11 protein-coding genes are annotated in these 12,147 nt (G+C 68.5%); 4 read left to right on the forward strand and 7 right to left on the reverse strand.

The window, feature by feature from the left end:
• The first annotated feature begins 1 nt into the window (after position 1).
• Both FRZ32_RS08950 and FRZ32_RS08955 read left to right on the forward strand, forming a co-directional pair.
• Positions 2-2,278: a TonB-dependent receptor gene (locus FRZ32_RS08950; protein WP_147043185.1), complete on the forward strand. Its 2,277-nt coding sequence runs from the start codon at positions 2-4 to the stop codon at positions 2,276-2,278.
• Positions 2,279-2,350: 72 nt separating this feature from the next.
• Complete coding sequence (locus FRZ32_RS08955; RefSeq protein WP_147044398.1) at positions 2,351-3,565, forward strand: spinster family MFS transporter; 1,215 nt, start codon at positions 2,351-2,353, stop codon at positions 3,563-3,565.
• Here FRZ32_RS08955 and FRZ32_RS08960 read toward each other — a convergent pair.
• The 4 genes from FRZ32_RS08960 to FRZ32_RS08975 are packed head-to-tail and all read right to left on the reverse strand — an operon-like array spanning position 3,562 to position 7,893.
• Positions 3,562-4,380, reverse strand: a complete 819-nt coding sequence (locus FRZ32_RS08960; protein ID WP_147043186.1) for a class II aldolase/adducin family protein — start codon at positions 4,378-4,380, stop codon at positions 3,562-3,564. The two genes, FRZ32_RS08955 and FRZ32_RS08960, sit on opposite strands and share 4 nt — an antisense overlap.
• 27 nt (positions 4,381-4,407) lie before the next feature.
• Positions 4,408-5,055: a maleylacetoacetate isomerase gene (gene maiA, locus FRZ32_RS08965; protein ID WP_147043187.1), complete on the reverse strand. Its 648-nt coding sequence runs from the start codon at positions 5,053-5,055 to the stop codon at positions 4,408-4,410.
• A 32-nt stretch (positions 5,056-5,087) separates the two neighbouring features.
• Complete coding sequence (locus FRZ32_RS08970; protein WP_205008253.1) at positions 5,088-6,380, reverse strand: hypothetical protein; 1,293 nt, start codon at positions 6,378-6,380, stop codon at positions 5,088-5,090.
• Positions 6,381-6,420: 40 nt separating this feature from the next.
• The gene (locus FRZ32_RS08975; protein WP_243445239.1) at positions 6,421-7,893 is read right to left on the reverse strand and encodes a L,D-transpeptidase family protein; all 1,473 of its coding nucleotides are present in this window, start codon (positions 7,891-7,893) and stop codon (positions 6,421-6,423) included.
• 89 nt (positions 7,894-7,982) lie between these two features.
• Between FRZ32_RS08975 and FRZ32_RS08980 the strand changes: the two genes are divergently transcribed.
• Positions 7,983-8,348 carry a PilZ domain-containing protein gene (locus tag FRZ32_RS08980; RefSeq protein ID WP_158635886.1) on the forward strand — a complete coding sequence of 122 codons (366 nt, stop codon included), beginning with the start codon at positions 7,983-7,985 and terminating at the stop codon, positions 8,346-8,348.
• Between the two features lie 97 nt (positions 8,349-8,445).
• Positions 8,446-9,597 (forward strand): sigma-54 interaction domain-containing protein, encoded by a 1,152-nt coding sequence (locus FRZ32_RS08985; RefSeq protein WP_279379221.1) that lies wholly within the window; start codon positions 8,446-8,448, stop codon positions 9,595-9,597.
• A 40-nt stretch (positions 9,598-9,637) separates the two neighbouring features.
• Here FRZ32_RS08985 and fliS read toward each other — a convergent pair whose 3' ends face one another.
• The 3 genes from fliS to FRZ32_RS09000 all read right to left on the reverse strand — a co-directional run bounded on the left by fliS (position 9,638) and on the right by FRZ32_RS09000 (position 12,095).
• A complete protein-coding gene (gene fliS / locus FRZ32_RS08990; RefSeq protein WP_147043190.1) occupies positions 9,638-10,039 on the reverse strand; it encodes a flagellar export chaperone FliS in 402 nt (133 codons plus the stop codon).
• 38 nt (positions 10,040-10,077) lie between these two features.
• On the reverse strand, positions 10,078-11,730 hold the full coding sequence (gene fliD / locus FRZ32_RS08995) for a flagellar filament capping protein FliD (protein ID WP_147043191.1): 1,653 nt from the start codon (positions 11,728-11,730) through the stop codon (positions 10,078-10,080).
• A 74-nt stretch (positions 11,731-11,804) separates the two neighbouring features.
• On the reverse strand, positions 11,805-12,095 hold the full coding sequence (locus FRZ32_RS09000) for a hypothetical protein (protein ID WP_147043192.1): 291 nt from the start codon (positions 12,093-12,095) through the stop codon (positions 11,805-11,807).
• Between the last annotated feature and the right edge of the window lie 52 nt (positions 12,096-12,147).

The raw sequence follows: 12,147 nt of genomic DNA on the forward strand, positions 1-12,147 counted from the left end.
CATGAAGACCCGTCACGCCTGGCTTTACGGCACCGCGCTCGCCGCCGTCGCCGCCGCCACCCCCGCCGTCGCGCAGGATCAGCCGGCGCCGGTCACCGATGCCGCCGCGCCCGATCAGGACAGCGGCGCGCAGGACATCATCGTCACCGCCCGGCGCACCTCGGAAAATCTCCAGCGCGTCCCCGGCTCGGTGTCGGCGTTCAACGCGCAGGCGCTCGATCGAATCCAGGCGACCGACACGACCGGGCTCCAGGGCGCGGTGCCGAACCTCAACATCGTCCAGGGCCGCGGCTCGTCCGATGCGACCAACATCTACATCCGCGGCATCGGCCAGCCCGATGCGCTGCAGACCTTCGATCCGGCGGTCGGCTTCTACGTCGACGGCGTCTATTACAGCCGCATCCGCGGCACGCAGCTCGATCTGCTCGATCTCGAGCGGGTCGAGGTGCTGCGCGGCCCACAAGGGACGCTCTACGGCAAGAACACGATCGGCGGCGCGATCAGCGTCGTCACCCAGCGGCCGGGCAATGAATGGCATGGCAGCCTGACCGCCACGGTCGGCAATTATGGCGAGTTCGATCTGCGCGGCTCGGTCTCCGGCCCGATCAGCGACACGGTCTCGATCGGCCTTGCCGCGCTGCACGCCGAGCACGGCAATTATGTCGACGACCAGGTGCTCGACCGCGGCTACAACAACAAGAATACCGAGGCCTATCGCGCGCGCCTCGCCTTCACGCCGTCCAGCCGCTTCCGGCTCGACATCATCGGCGATTACACGCGCGACGACGCGCACCTCAATGTCGGGCAGCCGCTCAATCCGCTCACCGACCTCTTCGGGCTGCCGCTGCTCACGCTGCCGACCAATCCGCAGGATTACGACTTCACCGGCCGCACGACCCCGACGCTGCCCAATTCCACGAAGCTCCGGCACTGGGGCCTGTCGGCAAACATGGTCTACGATCTGACCGATGCGCTGACCTTGCGTTCGATCACCGCCTATCGCGAGCTCAAGACCGACGACTATATCGACATCGACGCGACCCAGCTCGAGGTCGGCGACGTCTTCGTGGGCGTTGACCAGAACCAGTTCAGCCAGGAATTCCAGCTCAACTACAACAGCGGCCCGCTCCAGGCCGTCGCCGGCCTCTATTATCTGCGCGAGCATATCGTCTCGCACCAGGAGGCGTTCGCGGACGATCTGATCGGTCCGCTGCTCGGCAACGCGACCTTCCTGCGCACGATCGACGATAATCTCGTCACCGACAGCTACGCGGCCTACATCAATGCGAGCTACGAGATCGTGCCGTCGCTGCGGCTGTCGCTCGGCGCGCGCTACACGCACGAGAACAAGGATTATTTCCGCACCACCTCGACCTTCTCGTCGAGCCCGCTATTGACCAGCGTCGCGCCCTTCGTCTTCGCGCCGGAGGACAATTGGGACAATTTCTCGCCGATGGCGTCGATCGATTACCAGATCGGCCGCAATGCGATGATCTACGCCCGCGTCGCGCGCGGCTTCAAGTCCGGCGGCTTCAACGGTCGCGGCAACAGCCTCCCCGAGGCGACCGAATATGATCCGGAGACGGTGACCTCCTACGAAGCCGGCATCCGCTCCACCATCGCCGGGCAGCTTCGCCTGAACCTGACCGGCTTCTACAATGATTACAAGAACTTCCAGGCACGTGTCGCCGGCACCGACACCGATTCCAACGGGCTTCCGCTGCCGACGCTGGGCGTCATCAACGCCGGTGTGCTGCACATCAGCGGCGTCGAGCTGGAGGCGTCCTGGACGCCGGTCCGCGGCCTGCTGATCGACAGCCAGATCGGCTATCTCGATGCGAATTACAAAGTGTTCGCCGACGATCGCTTCCCGAACGGCAGCCGCGCCTTCCAGACGCCGGCCTTCGCGCCGCACTGGACGATGCGCTTCGGCGGCCAGTACGAGGCCGATCTCGGCGGCAGCGGGCACCTCATCTTCGGCGGCCAGGCGCGCTACCGCTCGACCCAGGCGCTGGCGATCGACAACACGCTGATCGTCGGCGGGGTCGGCACGACGACGCGGATAGACGGGCTGTTCCAGGGCGGTTACTGGTTGTTCGACGCGCGCGTCGAATGGCAGAGCCCGAGCCGACGGTTCAGCCTCGGCCTCTATGGCCAGAATCTCAGCGATGAGGTGTACAAGACCGATGGCCAGGAATTCTCGTCGGTCGGCAACATTCGCACCGCTTATTACGGCGCGCCGCGCACCTGGTTCGTCCGGGGCACGATCCGCTTCTAGGGCGGCCGCCGCGTGACGGACGCACGATTGGCATCGCCGGCACGGCCCCGTTCGCCCGGGCTCGTGCTGGCGATGCTGCTCGTCGTCTATATCTTCAACTTCCTCGACCGGCAGATCCTCGGCATCCTGGCGACGCCGATCAAGCTCGATCTCCAGCTCAGCGATACCGAATTCGGCGCGATCGGCGGGCTCGCCTTCGCATTGCTCTATTCGCTGCTCGGCCTGCCGCTCGCCTTTCTCGCCGACAAGACCAGCCGAAGCGCGGTGATCGCGGGCAGCCTCGCCGTGTGGAGCGCCTTTACCGGCCTGTGCGGGATCGCGACCGGTTATTGGCAGCTTTTCCTGTTCAGGCTCGGCGTCGGGGTCGGCGAGGCGGGGGGAGTCGCGCCCTCCTATGCGCTGATCGCGGATTATTTCCCGCCCGATCGACGCGCGCGGGCGCTCGCCATCTATTCGCTCGGCATCCCGATCGGGCTTGCGGGCGGCACATTGCTCGGCGCCTATATCGCCGCCTGGGTGAATTGGCGCACGGCCTTCATCGCGATGGGCGTTGCGGGCCTGGCCTTCGCGCCGATCTTCGTCCGGAGCGTCAGGGATCTCCACCGGGCCGCGCCGCCGGCATCGCGGGCGCCCGTTGCCGCCGTCTTCCCCTTGCTCGCGCGCAAGCCGAGCTTCTGGCTGATGTCCTTCGCCGCCTCGTTCAGCTCGCTGTGCGGCTACGGCCTCGCGCTCTGGACGCCCTCGGTCATCATGCGAAGCTTCGGCTTCGATCTGATCACGACGGGCCAGTTCATGGCCTCATTGCTCCTGATCGGCGGCACCGCGGGCGTGTTCGCGGGGGGCTGGTTCGCGGACCGGCTCGGCCAGGGCGATCGCGGCTGGTATGCGAAGCTTCCGGCCTATGCCTGGCTGATCACCTGCCCGACCTTCGCGATCGGGTTGCTGACGCCATCGCCCTGGATCGCCTGGCCGCTGCTGCTCATCCCGAATGCGCTCAACATCCTGTGGCTCGGCCCGGTGACGACCGCCGTCCAGCATCTCGTCCCCACCCACATGCGCGCAACCGCCTCGGGGAGCTTCCTGTTCATCAACAATCTGATCGGCCTCGGCGTCGGGCCGCTGCTGATGGGCGCGATCTCGGATTGGCTGAAGACGGGGTACGGGACGGAATCGCTGCGCTACGCCGCCGTCTCCTGCCTCGGATTTTATATTCTCGCCGCGCTGCTCGCGCTGCTCAGCGTGCGCGCGCTCCGGCGCGACTGGGTCGCCGAGGCGCCGGCCGGCTAGGTCGCGAAGCTCGGATCGAGCCGGTAGGCCTTCCTCAGCAGGGCCGGCCAGGCCAGCATGTTCGCGCCGGCCTTGAGGCTCGCCTTGCCCTGTTGCGCCGTCACCTCGGGCGCGCCCTGCGGCGGACGGTTGAGGTCGGCCTCGCCCGCCGAAAGCGCCTTCACCTGCGCCTCGCAGGCGCGCTCCAGGAAATAGATCTTGAGGAACGCCTCGCCGATCGTCTCGCCGAACGCGAGCGTGCCGTGATTGCGCAGGATCATCGCGCTCTTGTCGCCAAGGTCCGCGACGATGCGGTCGCGCTCGTCCAGATCGACCGCGAGCCCCTCATAATCGTGATAGGCGATCTCGTCGCGGATCAGCATCGCCGTCTGCGTCAGCGGCAGCAGGCCCTCGCGATGCGCCGAGACGGCGAGGCCGTTGGGCGTGTGCAGGTGGATCACGGCCTGCGCATCCTCGCGCGCCATGTGCAGCGCCGAATGGATGGTGAAGCCGGCCGCATTGGTGATGAACGGCGTCGGATCGACCGCCCGCCCGCTCGTGTCGACCTTCACCAGCGAAGAGGCCGTCACCTCCTCGAACATGAGGTTGTAGGGGTTGAGCAGGAAATGGTGGTCCGGCCCCGGCACCCGCGCCGACAAATGGGTGAAGATGAGGTCGTCCCAGCCGAAATGCGCGACCAGCCGGTAGGCCGCGGCGAGATCGACGCGGATTTTCCACTCCTCCTCGCTCACCTTGCCCTTGAGCGAAGGAATCTCGACCGTGGACAGGGCATGGGCCTCCGCCAGGCTCTCCGCGATCGCTTCGACACGTCCCATCTTCGTCTCTCCTGTCTGCGGCCCCTTCTAGCCCTTCGCGGCCGCCGGCGCGACCCTGTCCGGATGGGCCGCGGCGAAGGCGTCGAGCGCCGTCGCGGCCGCATCGGCGCGCAAGAGGGTCGGATAAGCGTCGAGCGGCGTCTCCAGCCGGCGCGCATTGTACATCTGCGGCACCAGGCAGATGTCGGCGAGGCTGGGCGCGTCGCCGAACAGGAACCGCCCAGCGCGCGGCGCCGCCAGCGCCTCGAGCCCGGCGAAGCCCTCGGCGATCCAGTGCCGATACCAATCGTCGCGCGCGCCCTGGTCGATGCCGAGCCGGGCGAGATGTTTGAGCACGCGCAGGTTGTTCAGAGGGTGGATGTCGCAGGCAATGGCGAGCGCCATCGCCATCACATGCGCGCGGTCGTCCGGATCGGCGGGGATCAGCTTCGGCTCGGCATGGGTCGCGTCGAGCCATTCCACGATGGCGAGGCTCTGGGTGAGCACGCGCCCGCCGATCGCCAGCGCCGGCACCAGCCCCTGCGGATTCGCGTCCTTGTAGGCGTCCGCCATCTGCTCGTCCGCGAGCAGGTTCACCGGCGCCGCCTCATAGGCCACGCCCTTGAGGTTGAGCGCGATGCGCACCCGGTAGCAGGCGGAAGAGCGCCAGTAATCGTAGAGGATCGGCTGGGTCATGGATGCTCGATAGCCGGGGCGGCGGCCGTGGATCAATCGATCCGCAGCCGGACGAACGCCATCGCGCCGTCCCGATCCCCGGCGTAAAGGGCAGCGAGCGCGCCCGGCACGAAATTGCGCGCCCACAGCCCGCCAAGGCCCAGGCGGAGGTGGCGCGCGACCCGGAAATCGCGGATCGCGCCGATGGAGACCTTGCCGACATCATAGGCCGGCCCGTGGTGGCCGGCCGCCGGGACCAGCTCGTTGTTCTGAGTCCATTCGGCGCGGCCGAAGAGCGTCCACAGGCCAAGGCCGACGCCGCTTTCGAACGCCAATGCATCGAGGTTCGCACCGTCCGAGGACCGCCGGCCCCAGGCGAGGGTCGACGACCACCAGCCGTCCCGGCCGATCGGGCGCGTGTAGATCGCGCTCGCCGACCAGCGCGTCTGGTTCTCGCCCGGCTCGAGCTGCTCGGGCGAGACGAAGCGGCCCCAGCTCACCTGCAGCGAAAGCGTGCGGGAGGGGTTCCACGACAGCCGCGCGGCCGTCGAATCGAGCGGGCCGGTCTCGATGTCCCAGCGATGCTGGTCCGGCTCGCGCGCATTGAAGCGGGAGGCTTCGACCTTGACGTTGCCGAACACCGCGCCGGCGGTCAGCACGCCGAAGCTGATATGCGTGGAATCGAGCCAGTGATGGGTGATCGGCGCTTCCGGCGAATCCATGATCGACTGGCGGTGCATGAAGGCGGGCGGGCCGAAGGCGGGCTCGCCGGGCAGTCCCCCATAGACGAACAGGCTCGCCTGGTCCGAAAGACGCCGCGAATAGCTGGCCGACAATTCCATGAAGAGATCGTGCGGGTGCTGGCGATCGACCAGCGGCGTCAATCCGTCCGCCGTCTCGCCGCTGGCGAGGAGCAGCGGATAGCCGCGCGCGCCCATCAGCGGATCGGGGCTCAGCATCGCCCGGACCTGGACGACGCTGCCGTCCGCGAAGCCGCGCCGGGCCATTCCCATCACCATGCCGGAGGCGAACGCGCGCTCGTCGCCACGCGGCCCGCTTTGCCAGTCATGGACAAGGTTGAGATCGGCATGGGCCATGATCGTCCACTCGCCCGCCATCAGGTGGAGGCCGTCGTGGCGCGACGCGTCGGGCTGCCACGCCGTGCCGGAAGCTTCGCGCGTGGCGTCGTAAGGGCCGAGCGCGGCCGGCATCGCCATGGGGTGCGCCATCGGCATTTCGGCCGGCATCGCCATTCCCGCCATATCGTGGCCGGCATGCGGACCCCGTTGTTCCTGCGCCAGAGCGGGGGAGGCGATCAGGGCGAGGAGCGGAAAAAGCGGGCGCACCGGCATGTTCTAGGAAGGCGTCCGATCCCGCGCAACGCCGCTAAGGCCCGAGGTCGCCCTGGCGCGGGATATGCTGCGGTCGCGGGCGGCGGGGCAGGCCGAGCGCTTCGGCGACATCCTCGTCCCAGCCATAGCTGTCGAGCCGGTAACGCACGCGTCCGCCATCGAAAAAGGCGGTGTGGTAGTAGAGCCGCACCGGGATCCGATGCGGGAGCCGCACGAAGGTCTCGTCTCCGGTGGCGCGGGCGCGGTTCCATTCGTCGAGCACGCCCTCGTCGCGGGCGATCATCGCCGCAAAACCGAGCGCGTCGAAGACGCGGACGCAGCCGTGGCTGGCGTGGCGATCATCCTCCGCGAAGAGCTGCTTCGCCGGGGTGTCGTGCAGATAGATGGCGTGGTCGTTCTGAAGATCGAACTTGACCAGGCCGAGTGAATTTTGCGGCCCCGAATCCTGGACCAGCCAGCCGTCCTTCCAGCTCATGTGATTGCGACGGAGATAATCCTCGCCGTGCCGCGTCGCCTCGTCCTGGATCGATCGCGGGATCGTCCAGGTCGGGTTGGCGACGAGGCGGAAGAGCGGCGAGGCGAGCTGCGGCGTCTCCCGGCCCGGCTCGCCGGCGACGACGCGGCGGACATCGGCCGCGCGGCCATCGCGCCAATAGGTGAGCATGGTCGCGGCGGTATTGACGTCGATCCGGGTCGCCGGCGGGTTGCGCGGCAGCCAGCGCAGCCGCTCCAGCGCCACCGCCAGCGTCCGGGCGCGCTCGAACGGTCCTTCGTTGAGCGCGGCGAGGGTGGATGCGCCGATCACGCCCGTGGTCGAAAGGCCGAAATCCTGCTGAAGCTGGCGCACTGCGGCGACCAGATCGGCCGTGTAGCGCCGCGGCGCGGTGGCCGGAGCCTGGACATAACCGTTGGCGGCGAGTGCAGCCGCAATGGCCGGGAGGCGCGGATCGGCGGCGCCGGGGCGGATCGCCCGCCCGTCCGCGATCGGCGCCGGCCGCTCGCCATGCGCCGCCGCCGTCGCCGCGACATAGGCGTCGGAAAGCGCGCGATATTCGGCGTCCTGCGGCGCCAGGCTTTCCAGCCACGCGCCGATCCTGTTCGCGGCGCGGGCCTGGGCAAGCCCTGCGGCAAGGCCGGGGTCCGGGCGGTCGATCTCGTAAATCCGGTAGAGCCGCGTCGGATCGGTCCGGCCGTGGGCCAGCGCCCCGGCATAGGCCAGCGCCGCCCGGTTCAGCGCCGTGTCGCGCGCGTCCGGCGTCGTCGCTCGGGAAATTCCGCGCAGATATTCGTCGGGATCGAGGCCATGCCGCCCGGCCTGCCGCAAGGCCGCGATGAGATCGCGGGCCGAGGCCTCGGACCAGTGCGCCGGCGCGGCCGCTTCGCCGTTCCCGGTCGCTGGCGAAGTCGGTCCGGAACAGCCCCCCAGCAGCGCGACGCCGGCCGCCAGGATCGAAATGGCGGCGCTCGCCCGCCCGCTTTGACGCAGATACATGCCGGGCCAACGCACGTGTCCGCCGCCCGATCCGTCACTTTCCGCAACCGTGCTTAAGGCTTGATTAGGCTTTGCAGGCGATGACCGGCAGGAAAGGACAGATCGTGACCCGCGCCCAGCTCGCTATCCTGCCGCCCTCCGACGGACGCAAGGCCGAGCGCCGCGTCGTCAACCTGGCGGCGCGCCTGCGCGAGCCCGGGGCCCGGCTGATCGACGTCGAGCTCCACAATCTGTCGACCAGCGGGTTCATGGCCCGCGGCGACGCCCGGCTCGAGGTGGGCGACACGATCTGGCTCAAGATTCCCGGCTTTTCCCCCGAGCCCGCACGCGTCGTCTGGATCGAAGGCGATCAGATCGGATTCGAATTCGCCACCCCCCTGCATCCGGCCACGGTCGAAATGCTCGTGGCCGCCGGCCGCCGGCGCACCGGGCCGCAGAAGCGCATCTTTGGCGGCCCGGGGCGGGGTTAACTTTTGCCAGCCCCCGATATCGTAAAACTACGTTAGTTTCGCGTTAACCATTTCCGGTCATTCAAGGTCCCGTAAAGAGGCTTCAGGGGGGAACAGGGTGCCCACCATCGCGCGGGATCAGGCGGCTGCGGCCGCTCAGGAGGATGCGGACATCGCGTCGTTCCTCATCGGCGAGAGCGCGGCGATGAAGCAGGTCCGCCGGCTGATCCGCCAGGTCGGGCCAAGCAACGCCTCCGTCCTCGTCACCGGCCCGTCGGGCAGCGGCAAGGAACTCGTCGCCCGCGCCATCCACCTCGCCAGCGGCCGCGCCGGCGCGCCCCGCGTCGCGGTCAATTGCGGCGCGATTCCCCGCGAATTGCTCGAATCCGAATTGTTCGGCCACGAAAAGGGCAGCTTCACCGGCGCCCATGCCCAGCATCGCGGCCGCTTCGAGGAGGCCGACGGCGGCACCTTGTTCCTCGACGAGATCGGCGACATGCCGGCCGACATGCAGGTCAAGCTGCTGCGCGTGCTCGAAGAGCGCGTCGTGCAGCGGGTCGGCGGGCGTGGCCAGATCCCGGTCGACGTCCGCATCGTCGCGGCCACCCATCGCGACATCGAACGCGCAATCGACGAAGGCCGTTTCCGCGAGGATCTTTTCTATCGGCTCGCCGTCTTCCCGATCGAAATTCCGCCGCTCGCCGAGCGGGCCGAGGACATTCCGCTCCTCGCGCGGCATTTCGCGGATCGCGCCAGGCCGGCCGATCGCGTCCGCTTCACGCCGGCGGCGCTCGATCGTCTCGCCCGCCACGATTGGCCGGGCAATGTGCGCGAACTCAAGAATCTGATCGAGCGCGCCGGCATCCTCTTCACCGGGCAGACGATCGGGGCCGAGCAGGTCGAAAGCCTGCTGCTGCGCCGCGGCCGGGTCGGCGCCGCCGAACGCCGGGCCCTGTGGGAGGCGACCGACGCCATGGCGCCCGAGCCGGCGTCGGCGCAGGCGCCCGTCGAAGCGCCGGCGCTCGAAGCGCCCAGCGAAGCAAGCGGCGATCCGGTCGTCGTCCCGATCCGCGAGGGGATCGACATGACCCGCCTCGCCGCCGGCCAGCCGGTCGCGCTTCGCGAGATGCTGGCGGAGATCGAGCAGCGCTATATCCAGGAGGCGCTGGCCCTGTCCGGCGGGGTCGTCGCCGATGCGGCGCGGATGCTGTCGCTCCAGCGCACGACCCTCATCGAGAAAATGCGGAAATATGAGGTGAGCGCGGCCTGATCCGGCCCGGTTTGTCCCGGCCCGCGCCGGGGCGACTTTCTCAGCGCCCCCGCTCGCCGATCGCCGACCAGGCGCTGGCGATCTCGCCGAGCTGCTGGCCCGCCTTGGCGATCGCCTCGGCATCGTCGTCGCGGCAGGCCTGGACCAGCGTCCGGCGCGCCTGGCGATAGATGCCGGCGAGGCCGGTGGCGATCTCGCCGCCTTTCTCGAAATCCAGGCTGGTCTCGAGCCCGTTCAGGATGGCGAGCGCGCGCGACTGGCGCTGGGCGCGCTGCGAAAGATCGCGCCGGCGCACCGCGACGGTCAGCGCGTCGATCGCCTTGATGAGCTCGTCGAACATGATCTGGACCAGGCGATGCGGCGTGGCGCCCTCGATCCGGCTCGCCAGATCGACGCTCTGATAGCGCGCGCGCGCCCCGAACTGCCCCCTTTGAACGTACATGCCTTGGATCCTTCTTACAAAACGCTACCGGACGACGATCAGTTGTTGCTGCTCGTCCACATCTTCACCTGCTGGTCGAGATAGGCCTGGGTCGCCTTGAACGAGGAGACCTGCTGGTTCATCTTTGTGAAGCTGGCGAGCAGCTGGTTGTAATATTGCTCGGAACGGGCATCGAGCTTGGTCTGGTCATCCGCGATCCGGTCCGCCTCCGCCTTCAGCCGCTGCGAGGTCGTATCGAACGCGCCGCCGCGGGCGCGCAGCGAATCGCGGATCGCCTGCAGCGCGCCACCGAGGCCCGGATCGATCGTGATCGTCGCGCTAGAAACCGCGCCCGAAACGCCCAGGATCAGGCCGACCGCTTTGCTTCCCGACGGCGCGATCAGGTTCGATCCGGACGCCTTGAAGGCGACGCCGTCGATCTTGCCCGATGCCGGCGGTCCGGGAAGGATGTCGGTGACGGTATAGGTGCCCGGCTTCACGCCGGTGACGCTGCTCTTGATCGTCAGGAAGGGGCTGGAGCTCGACTGCGACGGGTTGAACAGCGCCTCGACGCCGTCCGGATTGTTGGCCAGCGCGTTGGCGAGCACGGTCTGGTCGACGCTGAGCGTGCCGTCGCGATTGGTCCGCACGCCGATTTCCGCGAGGGTGTGCGGGCCATCGCCGGCGCTCGACAGCACCGCGGTGGTGAGTTGCGCCAGCTGACGCTGCATCTGCTGGACGCCGATGTCGCCGCGAAGCGGGCCGGCCGTGCCGTCGGCGGCCGGCTTGATCGCCTCGTTGATCATCTGCTGCAGCTGGTTGTACGCTTCGACGAAATCGCCGACCGCCTGCTGGATCGCCGCGGTCGGGCGAGTCGCGCCCATCGTGACCGGCGTATCGGGCGCGGCCTTCTTGAGCGTGATCTGGACGCCGGGGATGAGATCGGTGAAGCTGTTGGTCGCGCGGTGAACCTCCACCCCGTCCAGGCTCACGATCGCGTCCTGCGCCGAGACCTTGAGGTCCATGCCGCCGGCCGTGTCGGGATCGTAAGCGAAGCGCTCCAGGCCCGAATCGGTGCCGTCGGCAAAGCTCAGCGTGAAGGCGTTGGCCGCGCCGGTCTGGCCCTTGATGACGAGCCGCGCGCCGCTCGTGTCGGTGACGACGCTCGCGGTGACGCCGGCGCCGGCCTTGTTGATCGCCTGGGCAAGGCCGTCGAGGCTGTTGTTGCTCGAATCGATGACGACGTTGAAGCTGCCAGCGGCGGTGGCGATGGTCAGCGTCCCTTCGCCGACAGGCTCGGCGCGGCTGGCGAGCGAGGCTGAGGCGAGCGTCTGCGCCGCGGCGATCTGGCTCACGGTGATCGCGGCGGAAAGGTTGCCGATACGGCTTCCCGCCAGCGCGGTCGCGGTCAGCACGCTGCTGTCGGACACGTCGGGCTGGCTGAACAGCGAGCCGCCGGAAATCAGCGTGCCGAGCGCCGAGGCGAAGCTGTCGATCGCGCTGGACATGTTGCCGAGGGCGGAGACCTTGGCGGTGTTCGCGGCCTGGCGCTGGTCGATCAGGTCCTGCTGCGGCGCCTTCTGCGCGGCCGAGAGCTGGTCGACGAGGTTGTTGACGTCGATTCCGGAGCCGGTGCCGAGCGCCGAGAGGATCGCGCTCGAGGTCGAGCTGCTGGCCGAGCTCGTCGATCCGGTGGGGGAGGTGGTCGTCATTGCGAAGCGTCCCTTTCGTCCTTTCGAAGAACGACCGGGCGCGCACGGAATTTAGCGGAAAATGGCCGAAAAGATCAGTCTTTCAGCAGCCGGAGAGCCTTTGCGTCGAGCCGCGACAGCGCACCGGCGGCAAGCGCCGGCTGCGATCGCATTCGTCGGGCGATGACGGCCCCGTCCACCTTGGGCGGCGGCGGTGGCGGCGGCGCTGGTGGAGGCGCCGGCGCGCCGTCCGGGATGGCGCTGCGAAGCTCGTCGGCGAGTTCCTGCAGCCAGCGGTCCACCGGGCCGCCGTTGCGATCCGCTTCGGCGATCAGCTCCTCGATCTCCCGGAGCGTGCGGCGCAGCCGGTCGGGATCTTCGTCCACCAGTTCCTCCCGCACGCGAAATGCGCGCTTTAACGAAAGGTAACGGCAGCGA

This window comes from Sphingosinicella ginsenosidimutans, assembly GCF_007995055.1.
Lineage (GTDB): Bacteria > Pseudomonadota > Alphaproteobacteria > Sphingomonadales > Sphingomonadaceae > Allosphingosinicella > Allosphingosinicella ginsenosidimutans.

What these genes read in the sequence shown, in the direction of transcription:
- maiA (WP_147043187.1), bottom strand. Translation starts at nt 5,055, where the DNA reads ATGACCCAGCCGATCCTCTACGATTACTGGCGCTCTTCCGCCTGCTAC.
- FRZ32_RS08960 (WP_147043186.1), bottom strand. Translation starts at nt 4,380, where the DNA reads ATGGGACGTGTCGAAGCGATCGCGGAGAGCCTGGCGGAGGCCCATGCC.
- FRZ32_RS08955 (WP_147044398.1), top strand. Translation starts at nt 2,351, where the DNA reads ATGCTGCTCGTCGTCTATATCTTCAACTTCCTCGACCGGCAGATCCTC.
- fliD (WP_147043191.1), bottom strand. Translation starts at nt 11,730, where the DNA reads ATGACGACCACCTCCCCCACCGGATCGACGAGCTCGGCCAGCAGCTCG.
- FRZ32_RS08950 (WP_147043185.1), top strand. Translation starts at nt 2, where the DNA reads ATGAAGACCCGTCACGCCTGGCTTTACGGCACCGCGCTCGCCGCCGTC.
- fliS (WP_147043190.1), bottom strand. Translation starts at nt 10,039, where the DNA reads ATGTACGTTCAAAGGGGGCAGTTCGGGGCGCGCGCGCGCTATCAGAGC.